Below are 24738 nucleotides of genomic sequence, written 5' to 3' on the forward strand. Positions count from 1 at the left end.
TAACCTTATAAAGCTAACCTCAGTCCTGGATAATAAACGATTATAAAATAGCGACGTCTTTGGCTATTTGCGTTGCATTGACCTGAATTAAACAAGTTATTTATGCGTAAATACGCCTTGTTAGCAGAACAAATGGCAAGTTTGATATTGATGACCCGCTGCGAGTATCGCTTCGCTGCTAAGATTGTATAGCATCTAGCAGCGTAGCGTCCTAGCATCTAGGCTTTTCGCTTGTATAGCATCTAGCAGCGTAGCGTCCTAGCATCTAGGCTTTTCGCCTGTATAGCATCTAGCAGCGTAGCGTCCTAGCATCTAGGCTTTTCGCCTGTATAGCGTCTAGCAGCGTAGCGTCCTAGCATCTAGGCTTTTCGCCTGTATAGCATCTAGCAGCGTAGCGTCCTAGCATCTAGGCTTTTCCCTTTTATAGCGTCCTTTGACATGAGAGCAGTCTAGTAATTATTTATTCCACGGATTGTTGGGATCAAATGTAGGCTGCGGCTTTTTGTTATTACTGCGCTGTGTCACTGCATCACTGTCATTTGAACGACTCGACGAAGAATATGAATTTGAAGATGATGACGAAGAAGCATATGAACGACTTTGATTATGTTTCATCTGGTCATAATCAGCGGTGGCTTTGGCTTTCATCTCGGCGACTAACTCAACCGTTAGCGGCTGAGGTTTACGCGGTTTTATACCGTCGGCAAAACCGCGTTCACGGGGTTTTAACTCAAACTGGGCTGAGTTGCCTTTTGGCATACGCTTGAAACGGTATAGATAAAAGTTTTCAACACGTTCCCTCGCCCACTCAGTCTTCTTAAGAAACGAAACACACGCGGCCGTGTTCGGATTGGTATTAAAACATTCTAAATGCATCGCGGCGTATAAAATTTTCCAATCATAAAATGCCACTAATTCAGAGATCATCGTTTCTGATTTTAAACCGTGGAGTGGATTATTTTGCTGTAGTTCTATCATGCTATCTCATGACCTCAAAAAGCTGTCTCTATAATATGTCTAGTTTACCGTTAAAATGCGCCATCGTCTTTATGCATCTTGCACATGCCCTAACGCTGAGTTAAATAAAACGCATTATTTTCGCGCGGCAGTTAACAATCGCCTTCTGATTTATTGCTACCAGACTGATAGACTGCTACTACTATTGCTACAAAACTGATATGACAACAAGGCTGAAAGATATCGAGGAAAAATACGTTATGGTTCGTTAACACAAGGTAAAGTAATCTGCCTATTGGTTCAAATAATGCTTTAAAACCAAATAGCGATTAATCAAACCATAGCCGGTTGCGAACGTCAGTTATTGTAACGGCGTTGAATGTTGTCAGCCAAATAAACTCTGACTGACAACCATATTAGCTTATACTCGCGATGTTGACGCTCATTAGATTAACGATTTACATCTACAACCACACGACCGCGAACCTTACCTGCCAATAAGTCACTTGCCACATCAATCGCTTCAGTCAAGCTGATTTCGTGAACAATGTCATCGAAAACGGCAGGGTCAAGGATCTCGCCCAGACGTTGCCATGCCTCAATACGATCGGCTAAAGGTCGCATTACACTGTCGACACCCGCTAACGTCACGCAACGTAAAATAAAAGGTGCTACGCTAGCAGGAAAATCCATACCCTGTGCCAAACCACATGCTGCCACCGTCCCGCCATATTTCATACTGGCACACACATTGGCTAATGTATGACTGCCAACAGAATCAACCGCACCAGCCCAACGCTCTTTGGCCAATGGACGACCCGCTTCAGATAAGGTCGCGCGATCAATAATGTCTTTAGCCCCTAGCTTTTTCAAGTAGTCGCTTTCATCAACACGGCCAGTAGAAGCCACTACGTGATACCCGAGCTTAGCTAAAATAGCGATAGCAAAACTGCCAACACCGCCATTAGCGCCTGTTACTAGCACTTCACCTTTATCTGGGGTTAGGCCATTTTTCTCAAGTGCCATTACACATAACATCGCAGTATAGCCTGCGGTGCCAATCGCCATAGCTTGTTGCGGTGAAAACGCACTTGGCAATGGAATAAGCCATTCACTTTTTAAACGCGCTTTAGTTGCCAAGCCCCCGCAATGATTTTCACCTACGCCAAAACCATTCAATAATACCGTATCGCCAGTGGCAAACTTAGCGCTATCGCTGTGTTCTACTATGCCCACTAAATCTATGCCGGGCACCATAGGAAAGGTTCTCACCACGGGCGCTTTACCGGTAATGGCGAGGGCGTCTTTGTAATTAAGCGTGCTATAAAGCACTTTTACCGTAACATCACCTTCAGGTAGCACACTTTCATCAATGCTTTTCACTGTGGTGCGGTAACCTTGATCATCTTTCTCAATTAACATGCCATTAAACATCATGTGCTCCTAATTTAGACTAGTCGTCTATTAATGATTAAAAATTTTATTAACCTCAACTCGACTTTAGAGAAGAGGTCAGTAAGCTAAGGTTATTTAGGTAATGCGGCCATGAAAAGGTCGCAGTAATTATCTAGCGGTGTGGCCTGCTGCACCAACTTTGCTCGACTTACGGCGCCCTCCCAACCTACCCAAAAATTTTCGGCTAAAAGCTGGCAATTTGCACTTTCTGCAAGCTCGCCATGTAGTTGTGCATCCTTAAGACAACGGGCTAGACAGTCTTGCCAGCTAACGAATATCTCAATAATTTGCGGTCTAAAACTGTCGGGTAATACACCCACTTCTTGACCTAAGTTCCCCACCAAACAGCCACGCTTAAATTCATAACGGATCATTCCTGCTTTAGCATCTGCTACAAAATGACGGATCCGTGTTAGGGGTAAATAAGATTCATCTAAAAGGTGAATTTCAAGTTTACGTAAAAAATAGTCGGCATAATTTTGCAATACCACCTGTCCAAAAGCCTCTTTACTGGCAAAGTAATGATAGAAAGAGCCTTTTGGTACGCCCACCTTTTTCAAAATAGGTTCAATACCCGATGAAGCAAAACCTTGCTCTGTTAATTGCTCAAGGCCACTTCGGATAAGCTCTGCCCGCGTATCAGGATTATCGCGGGATATTTTAGGTGGCCGGCCACGACGAGGTTTCTCGGTTGTACTTGTGTGTGGACTCGACATTGAATCTAAGCTTAAATTATTCATAACACCTATATTAGACCGAACGTCTATTTAAATACAGTAGTATTATGAAAAATCGCAACATGACGCTCATTTAGTCACACAAATTTGCACTATTACCGGATTAACATGCACCATTAACTAACGCGCGACCTCACTGAGTCAGCGACTATCTACTGAAACCGCAATCCTGATTCTATAAGGTTAATGCTATACACAAGCGATTTAAAACAATTGACGTTATAAAGGCTTTGAGGGGGCGAGACATGGCCGATAGATCAAATCAACCTAAAAGCTGTAAATCCAATAAATTTGAATTCAAACTATCTTAGTTAGATGGCTTGAGCTCGAATCATTCGTTCTATAATCATCTATACCCGTTTCACTTATGCATTAACAAATAATAAATCCTCGCCTAGTAATATCGTGTCTCGCTAGTCCGAAAGAGGTTGTTCGATAGACAAGCTAGATCAACGACTTTAAACGTAACAACATTTAAACCTAAAATTTACTCACTAAAGAATTAAAAAACAATTAATATCAATACAATAACTTATAACTATAATTTAATTTTATTCAGAAAAAGCACACACCTATAATCAAACAATCCTTAAGCAGTTGCATCGAGTAACGAGCCGTGATCACCAGCCGTACAGTAAATGTTTCCCATAAATAAATAAGCTGGATCGACACCAAAATTACGCTTCTATTATCTTTCTGTCTGAGATTAGATTGGAAATTTTACCCCAAATGATGTTAATATGATTAGACCACTAACTAGTTTGGTGGTTTTTTATTGCTGAATATAAATTATTTAACAATAAACCGATTAACCAGAACCCAGGAGCTCATTATGCCAACGGACACGTCAAGCGAAGAAAATCTCATTACAACCATTTGGAACACCACAACATTAAAGCTGAAAGAGGCTTCACAGTTATTGTGTTTATGCGCCATTTTAAGCACCTATCTCTTTGTCATGTTGAAACCTAATGGGATTCAACATGATAAAGCGTTAGGAGGCAAATAATATATGCATTACCTAACCTATGTCTCATTAGCAATCTATTTTCTCGTAATGCTAAGCATTGGATTGTTTGCATATAAAAAATCAACCAGCGATGTATCGGGTTATATTTTGGGTGGCCGTAAAGTCAGCCCACAAGTTACCGCACTGTCAGCAGGTGCATCCGATATGAGTGGCTGGATGCTAATGGGCTTACCAGGTGCCATGTTCTTAGTCGGCTTCGAAACCATCTACATTGCGATAGGCCTATTAGCGGGGGCATTGATTAATTATTTAATCGTGGCACCTAAATTACGGGTTTATACCGAAGTTGCGGGTGACTCCCTAACGATCCCTGAATTTTTTGCTAAACGCTTCCACGCACCAAACAGTCATGTGCGGATTATCGCGGCGATTATCATTGTTATCTTCTTTACCTTATATACCTCGGCAGGACTCGTCGCTGGGGGGAAATTATTTGTCTCTGCATTTGATTTAAATTATGAACTCGGACTGGTGGTTACCCTAGGTGTGGTTGTATCTTATACCTTACTCGGTGGTTTTTTAGCCGTCAGCATGACTGACTTTGTTCAAGGCTGTATCATGTTTGTTGCCTTGATTCTGGTACCCGTTGTGGCATATCAAGAGTTTAGCAGTGCTGACAAAATGATGGGCTTTGCTTATGAGTCGATCCCGCATTTCTCTGATGCGATGCAAAATGTCACAATGCTCGGGTTAATTTCCAGTCTGTCTTGGGGCCTAGGTTATTTTGGTCAGCCACATATTATTGTGCGCTTTATGGCTATCCGCTCGGTTTCTGATATCAAAGCAGCACGCAGAATTGGTATGAGTTGGATGACAGTCACCATTATTGGTGCGCTGGCAACAGGTCTAGTGGGTATTGCCTACGCCAATAAATTTGACATGAAAATAGCCGATCCTGAAACTATCTTTATTGTCTTTTCTGAATTGTTGTTCCATCCGCTAATCAGTGGCTTCCTTTTAGCTGCCATTTTAGCTGCCATTATGAGCACGATTTCTTCACAGTTATTAGTGTCGTCAAGTTCTCTGACCGAAGACATTTATCGAGTTATTTCGAAAAAAGAGTCAACTGAGAAAGAAATGGTCAAAATGGGACGTTATGGTGTAGCAGGTGTCGGTATTGTAGCCAGCTTACTGGCGCTCGATCGCTCAAACAGTATCTTATCAATAGTCAGCAATGCATGGGCTGGATTTGGTGCGGCCTTTGGTCCACTGGTACTGTGTTGCCTATATAAAAAGAACCTGACCCATAAAGCGGCTGTCGCGGGTATTTTATCAGGTGCTATCACCGTCCTATTTTGGATATATGCTCCTGTACTTGCAGACGGAAAAGCATTAACTACCGTGATGTACGAAATGATCCCCGGCTTTATTGTCAGCAGTGTAGTGATTTTTATTACCAGTGCACTGGATGCCGACCCTTGCCATAAAACCGTTAAGACTTTTCATAAAGCCAATCGTGTTTTAGCTGAGGAACTGTAAAGATGGAAGATATTCATACTATGTCAACTTCCCATTGGAAACGGATTGTCGTTAAAGTGGGAAGCGCGTTAATTGCACCTAACCAACAAGGCTGTAGCAGTCGATATTTATTAGGTATAGCTCAGTTTATCGCCACCTGTCGTGCTCAAGGATGCCAAGTTGTGTTGGTGTCTTCAGGCTCCGTTGCTGCGGGGAGACATCTATTCTCTGATCTTGCAGAACCAACTGTGTCGCTCAAAAAAGCGATGGCAGCAGCAGGCCAGGCCGATATGATGGCAACTTGGGATAAGTTGTTCGATTTCCCTTCGGCGCAGCTATTACTCACCCACGGTGATTTACGCGATCGTGATCGTTATATCAGTATTAAAAATACCATTGCCACCCTGTTAGAGCATGGACTACTACCCATTATCAACGAAAATGATGCTGCTACCACAGCTAAGTTACGCGTTGGAGACAATGACAATTTATCCGCTATGGTCGCAGCCGCAGCGGATGCCGACGCGTTAATTATCTGCTCAGACGTAAAAGGGCTTTATACCAAAAACCCTAATTTACATGATGATGCCACGCTAATTAAGCAAGTCAGTGAAATCAATGCCGACATCTACGCGATGGCAGGTGGTGCCACCAGCAGTGTGGGTACTGGCGGTATGTTTACCAAAATTGAGGCTGCAGAGAAAGCCATTTCACACGGCATTGAAACTATGATTGTGGATGGCTTTGATGCAGACACATTTAATCAGCTTCTTAAAGGTCAAAACCCGGGCACTTTATTTGAGCCATATGATGTACCAATGAAAGATCTGTTACATTGGATGACGCATACATCTCAAATTTTAGGTGAATTAATTGTCGAAAATGACTTTAGCGCCGACCTTCAAAAACATGATACCCAACTGACCAGTGACGATGTAGTGGCCGTAAGAGGCAACTTTTCCGTCGGCGATACCGTTTTAGTGCGCAAAGGCGATGGCACTAAATTGGCAAAAGCCAAATCAAACTATAGTAGTTGTTTATTACATTTTATTGCAGATAAAGAAGATCGTGAGTTTGCCAACAATGCCCAGCAAAAGACAGGCCCACTGATCTCTGACAAAAACATCGCCATATTGGAGCAAATATGAGTTTAATTAAAGACTTATCACAAGCCGCAGCTAATGCTGCACAAACTCTAGCCCTATTAGATGAGCAAGTTAAAAATACCATTTTACTTGATATGGCCCGAGCACTTAGAGCTCACAGCGACGATATCATCAAAGCTAATTTATTGGATCTTGACCATGCCGCAAAAGCTGAATTAGGCGCGGCAATGATAGACAGACTAACTCTGACATCAGAGCGCATTGAATCAATGGCTGCGGGCATCGAAACGGTAGCGTCGTTACCCGATCCGGTTGGCAGAGTACGTGAAATATGTCAGCGACCAAATGGGCTTAATATTCAAAAAATGCGCGTACCTTTAGGGGTCGTTTGCATGATTTATGAAGCACGCCCAAATGTCACCGCTGATGCAGGCGCGTTATGTTTTAAATCGGGTAATGCCGTGATACTGCGTGGCGGTAAAGAAGCATTACATTCAAGTAAAATCATTGCTTCGATTTTACAGAATGTGTTGCAAGCAAATCAGTTACCACCGGCGCTTATTACCGTGATACCCGATCCGGATCGTGCCTTAATGCTGGAACTAATGCAGCAGCGTGACTTTATTGATGTCATTATTCCACGTGGTGGAGAAGGCTTAATCAACTTTGTTACTGATAACAGTAAAATCCCTGTTATTCAGCACTTTAAAGGCGTTTGTCATCTGTATGTTGATAAAGATGCCGATCTCGATATTGCGATGTCTTTATTGCTCAACGGCAAAACTCAACGCACGGGTGTATGTAATGCCCTAGAGGGATTATTGGTACATCAAGACGTAGCCGCAACCTTTTTACCGAAAGTGGCAGCCGAGCTTGCCGCACATAAGGTGCGAATTAATGTCAGTAAAAATGCCCAACAATACTTTGAGCATGCCAACGTCATTAGTGATGATGATTTTGGCCAAGAATATTTAGATTTAGAAATTGCGATTCGACAAGTGACTGATTTTGATCATGCTATCAATCATATCCGCCGCTTTGGTAGCCATCATACTGAAGTGATTTGTACCCAAAATGACTCAACGGCTACGCGTTTTCAACGCACTGTGGATGCTTCGGTCGTCATGGTCAATGCGTCATCACGTTTTTCTGATGGTAGCGAACTCGGTCTAGGTGCTGAAATTGGTATTGCGACGAGCAAATTGCATGCCTACGGCCCAATGGGTCTTGAGTCACTCACCACTGAGAAATACTTAGTCAGCGGTGAAGGTCAAGTCCGCGCATAATCAAATAGGTATTACAGACAAAAGGCCAAGCGAAAGCATGGCCTTTTCTTTTTAGAGACACTTTCGGAGTTTATTATCTCTCAACATCAATCATTAGATCCTAATACTTGTATCGCCTTTATCGGTGGCGGCAACATGGCAAAAGCCATTATCAGCGGCCTACTGAAACAAGGTCATAATAGTGCCAATATTTTAGTGTGCGCCCCCAGCCAAACAACCCGACACAACTTAATCGATAAATTCAATGTTAGGGTGCATCAAGATAATACTGCCGCAGTAGCATTTGCCGATGTCATCATTGTTGCCGTTAAGCCTTTTGTAGTACCTGTGGTGTGTGAGCAATTGAGTGAGGTTATGCAACACGATAACCGTAAATTAGTCATCTCGATTGCGGTGGGAATAAAACATGCCACGGTCTGCCAAAAACTAAATCATTCACCCAAAGTCATTTGTGCCATGCCAAACTTGCCGGCCGCCATTGGTGAAGGATTAACAGGTTTATTCGCAGGTCCTAACACCCACGATAATGACATTGCACTCGCAGAAAGTCTGATGCGTGCCGTTGGTGAAACCGTATGGCTACAAGATGAAAGTCAAATGTCTACCATAGTGGCCGCAGCAGGCAGCTCTCCAGCGTATTTATTCTTATTTTTAGAAGCGATGGAAAAAGCCGCCATTAAACAAGGGCTCCCAAAAGAAACCGCCATTAAAGCCGTGCTTCACAGTGCAATGGGAGCGATATCTATGGCGATTAATAGTCAGCATAATTTGACTAACCTTCGCCACCAAGTGACCTCTCCTAAAGGGACAACAGAACAAGCCATATTGGCATTTCAAGATGGTGAGCTTGATGAACTCGTTGCCAGCGCAATGGCATGCGCGGCAACAAGAGCTAAAGAACTGTCTATCGGCTAGTCTCAAAACGCGAAACTGACGTTAACAACCCCCTGCTAACAGAGCAATGGTCTGCATATAGCGCTTGACTCATTCATCCTCACAGGCTTAATACTGGCTCAGTAACTCTTGTTTAATCAGTTTCAGCAGAAAGGTTTCTCGTTCAATCGATAAGCCTTTTTTGCTACTGTTGGCGATAGTCTCAAGGTTGTGCTCAATCGCTTCATCAATATCAATCCATACTGGCATCATGCCGTTATTAATTTCGTGAGCTTCAAATTGGGTCTCAGCCAGTTGATTGTCGATATCACAAGTGAAGCAATAAGACAGCATATTAACCGACGTATGGCCATCTCGCAGCCAGGGACGATATTCTTCATACAAACCAAACGCATTAATATTGCGAATGTCTTGGGCGCCCGTTTCTTCTTGTAACTCGCGAATAAGCCCTTGCTCTATATCCTCACCCGCATCAACCCCACCACCAGGCAATGAATAGTCATGATAACGTTGTGTATATAACATCAGTATCTGGTTTTCACGCACCACAATGGCACGAGTAGCAAGCCGCGTTAGCATCGTTTGTTGATTCGCCGTAATAAAGTCTTCAGGGGTGTCGATATGATAACGAGTGGTTAAATGGCGCATTATATGGGGCTCATCACAATAAAAAACGCATGATACGTTGCCAAACCACATGCTTCAAGTTTACCGTATCGGTTAAATCAATATGAATTTGTGAGCATAAATAAGTCTCTACAATGGCGAGATGGGTTGAAGCAGAAACCATGAGTTTTGCCGCTGAGTGATATCGCGCTATCGGTGACGCTAAATATCAGCAATAGGATGACAACATTTGGCAATACTCATGGATGCCCATTGTTGGCCATATTGTCGACCATCAATATGGTTTTGGATTAGGCTTTTAACCAAAAAAACAACAGATAGATGACCCAAAAAGTCCTATCAGTATAACTAACATACTATGGGTGCCGGTTTTGACATTCAGATGCTCATTCAAGCAAAACCATGAAACGATCATAACCCTGTCATGCCATAATCATGTAATAATCGTATATTTAGGCGGTTATTTTCAATATTTTATCTATTATTAAAAATCAACGAGTAATGGCTTGAATGATATTGTTATCGAGTTTACAAAATTAGTGTTCGCTTAATTCTCCATGGAAGTTGCTTATGATTAGATTTTGGTACAAACAATTCCCTCAATATCCGCCTGATCATTCCGATTACTGGCGCATTCGCTTAATCGAGCATTCATTACTCATTACCACGAGTTACTTTCTCATTCTTACCCTGATCAACCTGTTCTATTTTGAAGGTTATCAATATGCCTTACTCGATGGTTTCGGTTTATTAACCTCATTGGGTATTTACTCCCGCTTTCGCAAAACGGGACATGTTAAAATAACATCATGGGCTGTCACCATCATGGTAGCCAGTTTAATCATGCTGTTTGTGATCTCGACTAAGGGTCACTCCCACTCATTATTTTGGGCAACGCTCATTCCACCTTTTTCGTTTTTTCTTATTGGTCGAAAATGGGGAACGTTTATTTCATGCCTCACATTTAGCGTATGTGCCTTATTAGTTTACCTGCAAACTCAAAACCCTCAGCCAGTGACCTTTGGAACAGGATCTTTATTTAACGTTATTGAGGTGTGTATTGCGCAAATTTTATTATTGCGATATTACGAAAAAACCCGTTTTTCAGCCTATAAAAAGCTCGCGCTACGCAATATAGAAATCCAAAAAATGGCTGAAACAGATAAACTCACCGGACTTTATAACCGTGAAAAGCTCGATGTAGTACTCGATAAACTGCTTACCATCCCTGCCGCAAATACCGACACAGTACATCCACCGCGGAGCGCAGAGGGTAAAACACCGTTGTCACCTGTAGCACACTCATCCGTTATCGATAACGTCACATATAGCAATACCATTCCCCCATTACTCAAGCCGTCATCGTCTCTTCAATACCCTATCTCGGTTGCCATTATCGATATAGATCATTTTAAGCGAATTAATGACAATCACGGTCATCTTGTGGGTGACCACGTATTGTATGAACTCGCACAATTACTACAAAGCCAAATGCGTAATGACGACCTATTAGTCCGTTGGGGTGGTGAAGAGTTTGTGGTGGTATTACCTAACACAACATCGACCGATGCCATCGAATTAACCGAAAGGTTACGCCGCTATATTGCTACACAGAACATTCAAGGTATGGCGCTTACTATCAGTGTAGGTGTAGCCCAATATACTATTAAAGACAGTGCCTACAGCCTGTTGGGTCGTGCAGACAAAGCCTTATATCTGGCAAAAGCACAAGGACGAAACCGCGTTGCAGTCGCCTAAAAAAAGCCACAGTAGAATCTAATATCTTACTGTGGCATACCATCTGCTTGGCTTTATCGCCAAGCCTACTCAAGGCGTTCGTTGTCAGGTGTCAAGCGAGCATAATGTTTACCATTGATGCGCTCAATAATTTGGGTTGCAGTTAAGTCATGCACCACATTAATCACCGTTGAAGCCGCATCTGTAATGGCCCCAATCACCACTAAAATAGGAATAACCTCCATGGGTAATCCTAAGGTCGTGACAATAAATATTTCACCTAGAAATGCCCCGCCTGGCACCCCACCAATGACAAACGCTGATAATACTGAAATCAAAATCGTCAACATAAACACATCGGTAGTGAAATCGAGTCCTAATAAAGAATAAATAAACACGATTTTTAATGCCGTAATCGCAGCTGCGCCGCCCTTATTAAGATTGACTAATAATGGCAAGCTAATCTCTGCAATTTGTTCGTTCAACCCCATCTTAGCGGCACTGCGAATGGTAACGGGTAAGGTTGCTAACGATGAACTGGTACCTAATGCGGTCACGGCTGGTTCAAGCATATGTTGCCAGAATCGTCTCACGCCTTGCACACCACCACCAATCCACGCATATAACGTCGATCCTAGTGTAAGGTAAAGCGCCATTGCCACAAAAAATAGTCCGACAGCTCGAGCAAATGTGCCCATCAGTTCAGTGTCTTGACTGGCCATCGTCGCGGCAAAATATGCCCCAAGACCAATAGGCGCGGCATGCATTAATATCGAAATGACTTTCATAATCACGGTATTGACACTGTCTAGCATGCGCCCGACTCTCACGCCATCTTCACCAGATTGGCCAATCGCAACACCGCCAATAACCGACATAATAATCAGCGCTAAAATGTTTGATTTAGATAACAGCCCGACAAAATCATTGGTGGTTAATAAGCTGACAAAATCCATACTACCTGATGCCGCATCGACAGTATTAGCTAGATCGAGTGTTACTCCTTGTGCAGGATCGTAAGCTAATGCCAGCAACACCACACCGACAGAGGGGATGATCGCCATCACAATCGACACCGCCATAATCGATACCAGTATGGCGCCTAATTTCTTTAAATCGGTCATGTGGGCAATGGACGACATTACACTCACCGCGACCAGAGGCACAATAATCATAAACAAAAGATTCAGAAATATTTGCCCTATCGGTTTGAGCTTTATGGCCAGTTCTGGCACTAACCCACCCAATAGCCCACCAAGCAACAAAGCACTGAGCAATATAATTGACGAACGATAAGCACGTAGGCTTTTGAACATAATGGATCCTAAGGACAATTAAACAAAACAACAAATGGTCAGCAGACTTGACCCAATGAACGCTTGAGGCATTAACAATCCACAGGGTAATGTCGAAAGTAAAGTAAACTTATCATGCAGTTAACCTGTATTATTGCCGACAAATGTAACATCTCTATATTAACGTTAATGCTAAAATATGGCACAAAACCAATACGATACCAACTACAACGGTATTTTAGCAATGGTTAATATTACGTGTGCCACTCAGCACCTTATAAGCTTGTTAATTCAAGGCTTATCCATACACTTTTTTGTTGTACCTACTCAGGATAATGTTGTTAGTGTGAATGGGGATTAACTATTTAACAGCGTTTGAATTGCAATCATTAACGCTTCAGGGCACAGACAAAAATCTGCTTGGCCAACGGACTGCGATGATCATTAACACCACATCCAAACACAGATATAGCTCGTAATAGTGCAAGATGCCAGTCAAGCACCACACAGTGGTGTATCAATAGGTGCGATGTTGAGTCAGCGCGATATAAATAAGCTAGCTATTAAATCAGTGCCTTATGAAAAAAATGTCCCATAGAATCAACATATTATGCAATAATGTCTTTGTTAAGTCAGAGTAGATCATCGATGTGATGTGCAATACCACTGTTGTCAGCGGTTTTTAGGCAGTATATCAGAGGAATAAAATAGCGGTCGTCATATACAACGACTCAGGGAGCTTGCTCACTGGCAAGCTTCCCAAAGCGGTACTACATGACGATATAGATTGGCCAACCAAGAAGACCAATTAAGCCTTCCTTGTATTCAAATCGCTCTAATCGTTCAGGAGAGGCATTTTGAGCCGCCAATTCTTGATAACTACGAGAGAAATTAAGAGTGCGTAACAGCGCAGAATTAAAGTTCTTACCTAGATCCAGACGGATAGCAGCAGCAAGTTCATTAGGTAATTCAGCAAACGCCGCTTTGGTTTGATGCTCGATAAATTCGAGGCTAAACCATTGCGGCTGAAGTTCTACACGAGTCATACGTCGTTTAAGATCTGGGCGCACTTTTTTACCATCGAAAAATATCCGATACAACACAGCTTCAGCCAAGGTACTTTCTAGGTTGATATAATCCATTGGATCAAAAGTGCCAGCAATGTAAAACTGCGCCAACAAGGCATTAATCGATTGTTGGCGATTATGCTCAGTTAAGGCTTGTTGGTAATAAACCCAACCTTGCCATTCATCACAATCGGGAGGGCTCGATACTTGATCAAGCAAAATTTTATCCACGTTGCCATAAATCGATTTACCATGAAGCCGGTATTGGCTGACTTTAGTCAGCATGCCCCAGCCCTTCTGGAATGACTTAACCACGCCGTCATCATTGAGCAGCAAGGCTATAGCATTAGCATGATTTTGGTCCGATAACGCCATCAAGCCAATGCTGACAATACCAATCACATCCTGCGCTGCTTCTTCAAGCAAATGCATTTTATACTTGTTATAGAACTTATCAGCGAACTTAAGGCTCATCAAAATGGCTTTGGCTTTGATCTGTCCCAGCTGCTCATTACTGAGCAAGCCCTCGGTTAGGCCATAAGCCAACACCCGACTCAGATAGGGACCCTGATTTTCGTCACGTATTACCAATTGCATTTGCAGAACCCTTAATCAAGAAAGCTAAACATGTCATCAACTTCAGCATACTCGTCGGTGACTTGGTTCTTTTCTTTCGCCTGGATCACTAATTCGCTAGCAAACTGACTGATAATTAACTGCCAGTCAGAGCCGGTGTTGCGCAGCATATTCTTAATCGACTTCTCAACATTAGGCGCCCTTTCGCGGATCAACGCCAATAGACTACGAGGATCATCAATGCTGAGACTGTGAGCCTCTTCATCGGCTTGCCAATCAGAGTAACCCACCGTTTCTTCATCCGCTTCATCATCATAAGTGTCGTTGCTCTCATCGTCATCGCCACTGGTTCCGCCTAAGATAAGCTCGATAAAAGGAATAGAGAGATAAAACAGTGCAGCGGGATCTTCAGCTAAACACTCTAATATGGCAGTTTGTTTCTCTTCGCTGTCCTGAATTCGGATAAGATAAGTCATAAAATCAAAAGTATGATGCATTAACTCTTCGGCATTACTTTTGATTTTCTCTTCCCAGTAAAGCGGCTGCTGGCAGACGATGTCACGGATCTGTTCTGGGGTCATTAACTCAGACATAATCGATGGACACGAAATATCATGCTGACTGTTTATTTGTGTCAAGGTGACAATATCCATTTGCTCAATCACTTCGACCAACTGATCATCAGACATTGACGTCGCGATCAACTCAAATCTCTTGCTTGCCTGTTTCGGCTCAACATTCGCCAGTTCTTGTATTTCCGCGGCTGTTATTTCAATGAGACTGTTCATTCGATTTCCTCATCATATTGGTCATAATAACCTTCTTCATCGCTATCATAATCAGTGTCGTAATCGTCGTTATCATCACGCTCGTGCTCATGGACACCATCATGCTCATTGGAATCATCATCCGCAGCCGTTTGCTTCGGCTCAGATTGTCCCTGAGTCTCTAACAAATACACCACGGCACAACTTTCAATTAACAGATCTTCGCTGTATTTACGTACCGCGAGCGCCAAAGGCAGATCGGCGTTGTTAAACGCGATCGTGGTTTTAAATTCATCCCAACTAGGATGAATATTCAAGCTAATCCAGTGTGCCCATTGGCGCTTTGATTCAGCAGAGAACTTGACCCTGTCATAAAGCGCAACGGGTAAATACTCAGGGACTGAATCTAGCATCCCAGGATCGGCCAACAATATCTCTCTGATTTGGCTAGTAAATCGTGCCAGCGCATTTGGCGTATCAGGGTCGTTGTAAGATTCTATATTGTCATTGGCATTATTTTTTAGCTCATTAATGCGTGAGATATTAAGATGTTTAGCCATGGGATACTCAGGAATAATATTCGTCCCACAACTCCCGCATTGCGGCAGTGGGATCAGTGACAATCACGTTGTTAAAATCATTGATAAAAGCATTTCTCAGCTTTTTATCTGATAGCACTTCGTAAGCTTTTTTGACTCGTTGGAGCTGAATTGATGCTTGCTGTTTTTCATCGTCAGACGCCCCAAGTAATTTGTCAGGATGATACTTGTTCGATAAACGTTTATAGGCTTTTTTTATGTCATCTTCTTTGGCATTGGGTCTGACTCCCAGTACACTAAAGTGGTTAATCATAGTTATTCCTGCAGGCGATGGGGCAGTGATTGCGAGATAAAAAAGTCTGTAAATAAATAATTTTTTAGCCCGCTATTATATCAACATTCACAGGCTTGCAGCAAACATAAACCAAGGTTAAGTTTCAACTATTTGAGCGACCCACAATCACAAAAAGACTTACCATTACCTTGTGCTAACTCCAACCATGCTGATATCCCCCCTAAGCTTGATGATGTTTGAGCTAAAAAACGTCATCCGCTCTACGTTTGCTAACGGGGCACAGCAATAAACTGAAGTCGAGGGCCGCTATTGACACAAGTTAACGAATATCAATCAAACTTACAAACTCGCGCATCGCAGGCGACACACTGTATTTACGGGTAATAAACACGGTATGCCCAGATTGAATACCTTGCAGTGGCCGATAACCTGATAAGGACAATATGTGCGGAATACATCGAGGCCAGAAGTCTTGAACTTCATATAAAGACCGTATATATGACAGCAATCCTGTCCCTGTTATCGATGAGTGATACCTTGCAATACGGGAGGAGACCATATGTGAATTCGGGTTAAGTATTAACAATACTCATACGATGTAGCCCTCGCGCAGTTAGCGCTGGGCAACTAAATCGGCCAAAACTTGTTTATACGCTTCAACTGGATGCGCGCCAGTTAATGCACTCGATTGATTAAAAATAACCGTAGGTACGCCCGAAATGCCGAGTTGTTGCCAATGGGCCTCTTTAGCTCGAACCTGTTCTGCCACTGCAGCGTTATCAAGTAAACTCATGGCTTCTGCGGCATTAATCCCCACAGCAATGAGCTCTGCTGTGAGTATTTCACGGTTTGAAATATCTTTATGTTCGCTAAAAAAGGCGCTGAATAAACGCAGTTTAAGCTCAGTTTGCTTACCGACCTCTTTCGCGTATTCCAACAACACATGCGCGTCTAAAGTGTTAACCATTTTCATCTGTTCAAAATAGTCAAAAAGAAAGCCATGTTCAGCCCCTTGTTGAGTAATATTTACCCGTGCACGAACGCTACCTTCTGGTGTGGTAGCGTATTTTCTGGCTGAATGCTCACGCAGATTTTCACCTTCAGCAGGCATGTTTGGGTTAAGTTCAAATGGTTGCCACTCAATCTCAACTTGATCTTGCAGCCCAAGTTCATTTATCGCCGCTTCTAAGTGTTTATAACCGACGATGCACCAAGGGCACACTACATCTGAAATAATATCGAGCTTAATCTTTGCTGTCATTTGGTTGTCCTCATCTCTTCAAGTACGCTTTTTTGCTCTAACGTGATAAAAAAATACCAATGCCATTTGCGATAACGCAGGCATTGGTATTAGGGATTCATTCATCTACATGAATAATAATTTTCGCTAAAAATGTCGCTCAACAATTACCAAGCAAACTTTTTGAATACCTCGTCAACCGGTGTTTTTGCCACGTGGTTGGTGTAGTTACTGATCACTTTTTGTGACAAGCCTAAGATGATTTCTAGCACTTGTTGCTGGCCATAACCTGCGGCATAGAATGCTGCTAGTTCTGCTTCAGAAATGTTACCTCGGTTACGTACGATACTTAATGTCGCATCTTGTAACGCTTGTAATTTAGCGTTTGGCATCGCCGCTTTATTACGTAATGCTTCAGTTAACGCTGGGTCTACTTTCATTGAATGTGCAATACCTGTGTGTGCAGGCACACAGTAAGTACATTTGTTTTCAACGTTAATGGTTTGCCATACTACCGTTAGCTCTTCAGGGTTAAATGATGTGTCTAAAAAAGCCTGATGTAACTGTTGGTAAGCCTTAAGCGTGCTTGGTGATTCGGCTAACACGCCAAATAAATTAGGTATCATACCCGTTTGCTTTTTAGTGTCATCTAACATTGCTTTGCTGTCTTCTGGTGCAGTGTCTACAGTGTGAATTGTAAATGCAGTCATAATATTCTCTCTTGTAACTAAATAAATTTAGGCGCGTTGCGTTTCGAATTGAGACCACTATAAATCAATTTGAGCAATCGCTCAAGTTAACTCTGAACGATCGTTCATAATTCGTATTAATATTTATTCATAGCGTTAAAATATTCATTTTTATCAAGAAGATATATTTTAAAAATGCCCGTTAATTAGGATGCAAGCCAATAACATTTATGCGGTTAATGTACGTGACATTAACCGCATAGATAACCAGTACAAGATCAGCTAACCAAGCGCATTGACTGGCTTTTTCTAGGGTGAAATCCAGACTAATATATTGATAAGTGCTAGAAAAATTCGTTTCTTATACAATTTTTGATCATTAATTGCCCCCAGAGTTGGAGACATCACAGTGAAAAAAACTATCTCTTATACCGCGATAGCGGTTATCGCTTTAGCCGCCATGACTCGATAAGGTTGATGATTACCAGGTTTGCAAAAAGGGAGCATCCCGACCTCTACGACTCTTGCTGTTGTCATATGACTCCCATTATTCTGTTCTAGTGATTCGTGATTCGTTATTAGTTATTAGTTATTAGTTACTGGGAATTGGGAATTGGGATTGTCAGATCATCCATTTATCAACCGACTTGATGGACGAACTATCTTAATAATAATGGTTAACATAAGGTTAATTTAGCCATTGAACAATGCACCAAATACAAGCAGAAACGCACCAAATTGAAACATTCGCGCCATGAACATCCGTCATTACGCGCATTATTTGCCATGACAAACGCCAAATAATGCACTGATATTGAACATTACACAGATAACTTAAGCAATATTTTCATATATTTGCACCATACAAGGTCAATAATATAATGGCTTAGCTGTGATTTAGGAATGGCTTTTGCTTTATAAAAGCATGAATTTCAAAAGAGAATCATTTTGTGGGAACTGAAATGAATAATATTAGTGATGCTATTGGCCTCATTGCACAAAGTGCAGACACCTTGTTTATCTTACTTGGTGCAATTATGGTTTTAGCCATGCACGCTGGCTTTGCATTTTTAGAAATGGGCACCGTGAGGCACAAAAACCAGGTCAACGCCTTGGTAAAGATTTTGACTGACTTTGCTTTTTCAGCCATGGCTTACTTTGTCATTGGTTATCAAATTGCTTACGGTAGCCACTTCTTTGTCAGCGCTGAAAGTTTAACTACCGATAATGGCTATCAGCTGGTTAAATTTTTCTTTTTACTGACCTTTGCAGCAGCCATTCCAGCGATTGTATCTGGTGGCATTGCTGAACGCGGCCGTTTTAGGCCTTTCTTACTCGCTTCGGCATTGATTGTTGCCTTTGTTTATCCGCTGTTTGAAGGGATAATGTGGAACGGTAACTTTGGTTTTCAGGCATGGTTAGAAAGCCAATTTGGGGCACAGTTTCATGACTTTGCTGGCTCTGTGGTCGTTCATGCTATGGGCGGTTGGCTCGCATTAGTGGCCATTTATATATTAGGTGCTCGACGCGGCCGCAAACCAGGAATAGCCTTTGCACCATCAAATATCCCTTTTCTTGCCTTAGGTTCATGGGTGCTTATTGTCGGCTGGTTTGGCTTTAACGTCATGTCTGCGCAAACACTTGACGGGATCAGCGGCTTAGTGGCGGTTAACAGTTTAATGGCCATGGTCGGTGGCACTGTGGTGGCGCTGATTGTCGGTAAAAATGACCCTGGTTTTATTCATAACGGCCCCCTTGCAGGCTTAGTGGCGGTGTGCGCGGGGTCTGACTTAATGCATCCTGTCGGCGCATTTGTGGTTGGCGGTGTGGCTGGTGGGTTATTTGTCTTGGTGTACACAAGATTACAACGCAGTAACAAAATCGATGACGTACTCGGCGTGTGGCCATTACACGGTTTATGCGGTGTATGGGGCGGTATCGCGGCAGGTATTTTTGGTCAACAAGCCTTCGGTGGTCTGGGTGGGGTCAGCTTTATGTCGCAACTTATTGGTAGTACTGCAGGTGTAGTAGTGGCACTGGTTGGCGGTATCATTGTTTATGGCTTAGTGAACAAAATATCGAGCTTACGCTTAAGCCAAGAAGATGAGTTTATTGGCGCGGATCTCGCCATACACAAAATTGGTTCAACTAATTCAGATAAGTAAGCTAAATTGACTCACTAGCCTAATATCAAGGACAGAAACCTGGTTTCTGTCCTTGATGATTTATCAGTAAGTATGCTTTATCAGTGCTTTGGTTTTACTCCGTGTTGCACCATATCTTTGCCGGTTTCAAATATTTCAGCCGTTATCCAGCGAGTTAATAACAGTTTATGATTGTCACCAAATACGGCAACAAAATGACGACCATCAGCATTATTGGTTGCCATACCAACACCTACAACCCCTTCTAAACCTAAACCGCCCTTTTCTACCGAAAGTAAAAAACGCTCTAATTCTGCTAAATTATCTATCACATCGTTTTCAATATTCATTCATTTTCCCTACAAATTTCAGTGCCAAGTTAGCGATATGACGTAACTCATTATTGGCCTAGATTTTATCGCATTGTGGATTAATATGGTACCTGTGTGCGCCAATGCCGCCACCACGATGCGCATACCTACGCAACCTTGAGTAATATCTCACTCTTATCAAGCTGCTATTTTGTTCCACGCTTACTGCACTGGTTTTGCACTTTTACGCGCTAACATACTGCTAACCATATTAAGCTTTCAACGCGACACCATTGCTAGGAGTGCCCAATGTTTGCCCTCAATAACTTACCCAGCACAAAACGATTAATTAATCAGCCAATATTACTATTGCTTATCATGACGTTAAGTAGTGCTTTGATACTCACAGCTTGTGGTAGTGATAGCAGCAGTGTTAACAGTACCGACGTAACTGAAACGGTCACCACGACCACTACAGAAACTGAAATTACCGACGTTGACTTTGACGCAACGGATTGGACCGACGAATCCCATAGCAAAAATGTCGAACCAAACTTTGACGAGGTGTTTGATGACACCCAAGTCAAGCGCTTTGATATCGTCGTGACTGAAGCGCGCTGGCAGAGCATGTTAGATGACATGACCGCAACCTATGGCGAGTTTGGCCGAACCTCATCCAATGGCTTAACCGATACAGATGAAAATCCGATTTTTGTGCCTGCTGAAGTATTTTATAACGGCACCGAATGGTATCGCGTTGGTATTCGCTTTAAAGGCAACTCATCACTGCAAACTAGCTGGCAGCAAGGCATTCTAAAACTAGCGTTTAAACTTGATTTCGATGAGTATGAGGACGATTATCCACAAATCAAAAACCAACGTTTTTATGGTTTTAAAAAGCTCAGTTTAAAAAATAACTTTGATGACGAATCAATGTTGCGAGAAAAAGTCGCCGCTGACGTGTTTAAAGATGCTGGTCTAGCTGTGTCTCACACTGGCTTTTATACCTTATATGTCGACCATGGTGACGGCCCTGAATACTTTGGTTTATACACCCTAGTTGAAGAAGTTGACGACAGCTTAATTGATACGCAATTTTCTAGTGACGACGGTAACTTATACAAACCCGAAGACGATGGTGCAATGTTTGTTGAAGGGTCATTTAACCAGGAAGACTTTGAGAAAAAAACCAACGAAGACGACGAAGATTGGTCTGATATCCAAGCCCTCTTTACTGCCTTACACGACGATACCGCCACTAGCGATCCGGCAACATGGCGCGCTAACCTTGAAGCGGTATTTGACGTTGATGTATTTTTAAAATATCTAGCCGTTAATGGCATAATTCAAAACTGGGATACTTACGGCTTAATGCCGCATAATTACTATTTATACAACAATCCAGACACCTCAAAACTGACTTGGATCCCTTGGGACAACAACGAAGCATTGCAAAACGGTAAGCAAAGTGGCGCATTGGCGTTAGACTTTTCAAACTTGAACTCCGCTAGCTGGCCACTCATTTCAATATTGTATACCGATGATGTGTATCGTGACCGCTATAATCAATTTTTACTCGCGGTGATAAGTGACGCATTCGAAACCAATAAAATACAAGCAAGCTATAATACTTACTCTGCATTAATTTCGCCCTATGCAACCACCGAGATATCGGGTTACAGCTTCTTAGAAAGTAGCAGTGATTTTTATCGCGCTATCGATGAGCTTATAGAACACGCCGAAGATAGAGCGACTGCAGTAGACAGCTATTTAGATAAGCAATAATAATAAACCCAAAAGCAGTCAGTCAATACTGGCTGCGTAAACTAATGTTAACCACTCAATCCCTAACGACTCAATCTCTAACGACTTAACTTAGGGCATAAGCCCCAGCTAAATCGCACTGTAAATATAAAAATAACAAATAGAATCATTTAGATAAAATACAACTCACATCATAAATTTAGCATATTAAAGCTTCATACTGTCCTATTCGCAATGGGTTACTTTATATTCACTGAGTTTTCGATACAGGGTTGCAAAGCCCATTTGCAAAGCATGAGCGGCTTTGTGCTTATCTCCATCACATAACGCAAGGACTGTGAGAATATAGTCTTGCTCAACCTCTTTTATCGGTTTAATTGTGTCCCAAGTTTACCGCTAATAACCGCGGCGACTTCATGCGGTAAATCTTCTGCTTCAATCCACTGCCCTTGGCAAACGCTTCAAACATGAAAAGGTTAATCCCCCATCTAGCGGTGCCAAAGAGCGTCAACCTGATGGTTTCACCTTGAAAATAGGCTGATTTTATCTATTTATTTCGACTCTTTATTTCGACAATTTATTGCTTCTTATATCCCGCGCTGCGGTTATAACGTGAGTACGCCATTAAGGCATAGCGGCGCGCTTTTTCATGACTAGATGCCACACTCTGGGATGGCAAACATGGCAGCAATGCTGTTCTACCCCTGATTATTTAATTGGGGAGGATTTATCCGGCTCAAAGTATTGGAGTAGTTTCTCGATAAAATAGCTCACCTTAACGGATAAGTGCTTGCGGCTCGGATAAAGTACATGAACCGGCAACGTACCCAGCTCAAACCCCGTCAACACCTCAATTAACTCACCATTTTGGAGCTGCTTTTTGACAATAAATTCAGGCACGGCGACAATCCCCGTATTGGCTAACGCAAGAGCCGTGGCCGAACGAGCATTGTTGACTGTCACAACATTGTTAACATTAACCACGACAGTGTCATCCGCTTGAGTAAAGTGCCACTGCTGTAAATGAGGATAATTACTGTCCACCACACAAGGCAGATCGCACAGTTGATCGGGGTGATCCGCTAGGCCGTATTTTTCAATAAACGAGGCTGAGGCACAGGTCACTAATCGCGTTTGTCCTAACGGGCGTGCGATCAAATTTGAATCTTTTAAACGACCGACACGGATCGCTAAGTCGTACCCTTCATTGACCAAATCGACATGACGATCGGTTAACATCATATCGATATGCAACCTTGGTTGCTCACTAATCAAATAACTGATAAAAGGCGTTAGCACTTCTTCACCATAAGTCACTGGCGTTGAAATTCGAATACTGCCCGCTAGACTACGATGCTGGTTGAGTAACTGTGATCCTAAGTTTTCAACATCATCAAGAATACGTTTCGCTTCGCCCCAATATGCATTTCCCGCCTCAGTAACGGTTAAACTGCGCGTTGAGCGATGCAACAATCTTACTGCTAATTTGGTTTCTAACTGTGTCACTTGGGTGCTAAGCAAGGCTTTGGTTTTACCCAAGCGTTTGGCCGCAGCAGTAAAACTGCCCTCTTCCACCACAGCGACAAAATTGCGCATTAAATTCAGCATATCCATCAGACGGCCCCTAGTATGACGACAAAGCTTTTGTATAATTTTATTAAACTATAAATCAAATATTACTGCAATTGTTTAACTTAGTATGATTACGCATACTCTCGCAGTGCTTATCCCATGGTCTTTATTCAATAATGAAAATCCAAGCATGACAGTGCCACAGGCCCAGTATTAAATGGGCTCACCGACTTAACAGGAGCAACTAATGAACACAGCAACAAGCTTACCGACAACCAGTTTACCGACAACAACGTTAGCCCCGCTGATGTTTATTGGCCACGGTGCGCCAACATTAGCGCTTGATGAATCCACGGTCACACGGCAGTTAAACGCCGTGGGCCAACAATTTAGCGAGGTGAAAGCCGTACTGGTATTATCAGCGCATTGGGTGTCAACGTCTTTGCAAGTCACAGGTATAAGCCAGCCAGAACTCATTTATGACTTTAATGGCTTTCAGCCCGAATTATACCAAGTAAAGTACCCTGCGATTGGCGATAACCAACTCGCCAATGATATTGCCTCTATGTTGACCCAAAGCGGATTGTCCACACAAGTGAATATGACACGAGGGCTGGATCATGGTGTTTGGACACCGCTGATGCATTTATTACCCAATCCAAAAGTACCTGTTATTCAACTGTCTATCCCGCAACACGCAGATTTGAGTTTTTATCTTGAATTGGGCAAAGCCATGACATCGTTACGCGAGCAAGGCATTGCGGTTATCGGTTCAGGCAATGTCACCCATAATCTACGAGCATTACGTTTTGGTGGTCAACCGGATCCACGCGTGGCTGAATTTGAAAAATGGGTGAGAAACAATGTTATCAATCACAATGTTCAAGCCTTGGTCAGCGCAGCAGAACAGTATCCTAATTTCAGTTTTTTTCATCCCACTGTCGAACACTACATTCCTTTACTGTTTGTATTAGGCGCAGTGACAGCACAAGATAATTTAACCGTGATACAGAACGACATCGATTTCAGTGTGCTATCGATGGAGTCTTACTTATTTAACTCACAAGCTAAATAATGGCCACTATCTGTAAAATATGTAAAATATGAAAAATGTGCATAATGTGCATAATCTGCAAAAATGAGTCACAACCGTGGGTAAGCGTAAACGTATGCGATCCCCAACAAGACAACA

Annotated in this window: 24 protein-coding genes; 9 read left to right on the top strand and 15 right to left on the bottom strand. The window is 42.5% G+C overall.

The features are described from left to right. Positions 1–456: 456 nt before the first annotated feature. The 3 genes from EGC80_RS00430 to acuR all read right to left on the bottom strand — a co-directional run bounded on the left by EGC80_RS00430 (position 457) and on the right by acuR (position 3152). Positions 457–978 (bottom strand): VF530 family protein, encoded by a 522-nt coding sequence (locus tag EGC80_RS00430; protein WP_124013831.1) that lies wholly within the window; start codon positions 976–978, stop codon positions 457–459. Between the two features lie 429 nt (positions 979–1407). Beyond that, on the bottom strand, positions 1408–2391 hold the full coding sequence (acuI, locus tag EGC80_RS00435) for an acrylyl-CoA reductase (NADPH) (protein ID WP_124013844.1): 984 nt from the start codon (positions 2389–2391) through the stop codon (positions 1408–1410). Positions 2392–2483: 92 nt separating this feature from the next. After that, entirely contained in the window at positions 2484–3152 is a 669-nt protein-coding gene (acuR, locus tag EGC80_RS00440; RefSeq protein WP_124013830.1) for an acrylate utilization transcriptional regulator AcuR, read from the bottom strand. Between the two features lie 829 nt (positions 3153–3981). Here acuR and EGC80_RS22295 point away from each other — a divergent pair. The 5 genes from EGC80_RS22295 (at position 3982) to proC (ending at position 8944) form a co-directional block, all read left to right on the top strand. Further along, a complete protein-coding gene (locus tag EGC80_RS22295; RefSeq protein WP_164839400.1) occupies positions 3982–4158 on the top strand; it encodes a hypothetical protein in 177 nt (58 codons plus the stop codon). 3 nt (positions 4159–4161) lie between these two features. Continuing rightward, the gene (gene putP, locus EGC80_RS00445; RefSeq protein ID WP_124013829.1) at positions 4162–5658 is read left to right on the top strand and encodes a sodium/proline symporter PutP; all 1497 of its coding nucleotides are present in this window, start codon (positions 4162–4164) and stop codon (positions 5656–5658) included. Between the two features lie 20 nt (positions 5659–5678). Beyond that, on the top strand, positions 5679–6785 hold the full coding sequence (gene proB, locus EGC80_RS00450) for a glutamate 5-kinase (RefSeq protein WP_124013843.1): 1107 nt from the start codon (positions 5679–5681) through the stop codon (positions 6783–6785). Continuing rightward, positions 6782–8029, top strand: a complete 1248-nt coding sequence (locus EGC80_RS00455) for a glutamate-5-semialdehyde dehydrogenase (protein WP_124013828.1) — start codon at positions 6782–6784, stop codon at positions 8027–8029. The genes proB and EGC80_RS00455 overlap by 4 nt, the downstream gene beginning before the upstream one ends. Before the next feature lie 75 nt (positions 8030–8104). Beyond that, positions 8105–8944, top strand: coding sequence for a pyrroline-5-carboxylate reductase (gene proC / locus EGC80_RS00460; RefSeq protein WP_267898637.1), 840 nt, complete (start codon positions 8105–8107; stop codon positions 8942–8944). Positions 8945–9031: 87 nt separating this feature from the next. On the opposite strand, the gene EGC80_RS00465 is transcribed toward proC, so the two are convergent. Beyond that, complete coding sequence (locus tag EGC80_RS00465; RefSeq protein WP_124013826.1) at positions 9032–9571, bottom strand: NUDIX hydrolase; 540 nt, start codon at positions 9569–9571, stop codon at positions 9032–9034. Between the two features lie 549 nt (positions 9572–10120). Here EGC80_RS00465 and EGC80_RS00470 point away from each other — a divergent pair. Next, positions 10121–11308: a GGDEF domain-containing protein gene (locus EGC80_RS00470; protein ID WP_124013825.1), complete on the top strand. Its 1188-nt coding sequence runs from the start codon at positions 10121–10123 to the stop codon at positions 11306–11308. Positions 11309–11373: 65 nt separating this feature from the next. Here the strand turns inward: EGC80_RS00470 and EGC80_RS00475 are convergent, their stop codons facing one another. From EGC80_RS00475 to EGC80_RS00510, 8 genes are all read right to left on the bottom strand, one after another. Beyond that, positions 11374–12603 (bottom strand): dicarboxylate/amino acid:cation symporter, encoded by a 1230-nt coding sequence (locus EGC80_RS00475; RefSeq protein WP_124013824.1) that lies wholly within the window; start codon positions 12601–12603, stop codon positions 11374–11376. 749 nt (positions 12604–13352) lie between these two features. Next, positions 13353–14246, bottom strand: coding sequence for a cold adaptation protein AtcC (atcC, locus tag EGC80_RS00480; protein WP_124013823.1), 894 nt, complete (start codon positions 14244–14246; stop codon positions 13353–13355). An 11-nt stretch (positions 14247–14257) separates the two neighbouring features. Next, positions 14258–15013: a cold adaptation protein AtcB gene (gene atcB, locus EGC80_RS00485; RefSeq protein WP_101032729.1), complete on the bottom strand. Its 756-nt coding sequence runs from the start codon at positions 15011–15013 to the stop codon at positions 14258–14260. Beyond that, positions 15010–15552: a cold adaptation protein AtcA gene (gene atcA, locus EGC80_RS00490; RefSeq protein WP_101032730.1), complete on the bottom strand. Its 543-nt coding sequence runs from the start codon at positions 15550–15552 to the stop codon at positions 15010–15012. Before atcA ends, atcB begins: the two co-directional genes overlap by 4 nt. 7 nt (positions 15553–15559) lie before the next feature. Beyond that, positions 15560–15844 (bottom strand): cold adaptation protein ActJcold adaptation protein ActJ, encoded by a 285-nt coding sequence (gene atcJ / locus EGC80_RS00495; protein ID WP_101032731.1) that lies wholly within the window; start codon positions 15842–15844, stop codon positions 15560–15562. Between the two features lie 301 nt (positions 15845–16145). Beyond that, positions 16146–16334 carry a hypothetical protein gene (locus EGC80_RS22510; RefSeq protein WP_206191872.1) on the bottom strand — a complete coding sequence of 63 codons (189 nt, stop codon included), beginning with the start codon at positions 16332–16334 and terminating at the stop codon, positions 16146–16148. A gap of 105 nt (positions 16335–16439) precedes the next feature. Beyond that, positions 16440–17087, bottom strand: coding sequence for a DsbA family oxidoreductase (locus EGC80_RS00505; RefSeq protein ID WP_124013822.1), 648 nt, complete (start codon positions 17085–17087; stop codon positions 16440–16442). Positions 17088–17233: 146 nt separating this feature from the next. Continuing rightward, positions 17234–17776, bottom strand: a complete 543-nt coding sequence (locus tag EGC80_RS00510; protein ID WP_124013821.1) for a carboxymuconolactone decarboxylase family protein — start codon at positions 17774–17776, stop codon at positions 17234–17236. A 941-nt stretch (positions 17777–18717) separates the two neighbouring features. Between EGC80_RS00510 and EGC80_RS00515 the strand changes: the two genes are divergently transcribed. After that, complete coding sequence (locus EGC80_RS00515) at positions 18718–19920, top strand: ammonium transporter (RefSeq protein WP_124013820.1); 1203 nt, start codon at positions 18718–18720, stop codon at positions 19918–19920. Between the two features lie 80 nt (positions 19921–20000). Here EGC80_RS00515 and EGC80_RS00520 read toward each other — a convergent pair whose 3' ends face one another. Further along, positions 20001–20249, bottom strand: a complete 249-nt coding sequence (locus EGC80_RS00520; RefSeq protein ID WP_124013819.1) for a hypothetical protein — start codon at positions 20247–20249, stop codon at positions 20001–20003. A gap of 270 nt (positions 20250–20519) precedes the next feature. On the opposite strand from EGC80_RS00520, the gene EGC80_RS00525 reads away from it, so the two are divergent. Next, positions 20520–21995, top strand: a complete 1476-nt coding sequence (locus tag EGC80_RS00525; protein WP_124013818.1) for a CotH kinase family protein — start codon at positions 20520–20522, stop codon at positions 21993–21995. A gap of 204 nt (positions 21996–22199) precedes the next feature. On the opposite strand, the gene EGC80_RS22945 is transcribed toward EGC80_RS00525, so the two are convergent. Further along, positions 22200–22352, bottom strand: a complete 153-nt coding sequence (locus tag EGC80_RS22945; RefSeq protein ID WP_124013842.1) for a helix-turn-helix domain-containing protein — start codon at positions 22350–22352, stop codon at positions 22200–22202. A 330-nt stretch (positions 22353–22682) separates the two neighbouring features. After that, positions 22683–23588, bottom strand: coding sequence for a LysR family transcriptional regulator (locus tag EGC80_RS00535; protein ID WP_124013817.1), 906 nt, complete (start codon positions 23586–23588; stop codon positions 22683–22685). A gap of 205 nt (positions 23589–23793) precedes the next feature. On the opposite strand from EGC80_RS00535, the gene EGC80_RS00540 reads away from it, so the two are divergent. Then, a complete protein-coding gene (locus tag EGC80_RS00540; protein ID WP_124013816.1) occupies positions 23794–24621 on the top strand; it encodes a DODA-type extradiol aromatic ring-opening family dioxygenase in 828 nt (275 codons plus the stop codon). Positions 24622–24738: the final 117 nt, after the last annotated feature.

Origin of the sequence: Shewanella psychromarinicola, from assembly GCF_003855155.1 — a bacterium.
GTDB lineage: Bacteria > Pseudomonadota > Gammaproteobacteria > Enterobacterales > Shewanellaceae > Shewanella > Shewanella psychromarinicola.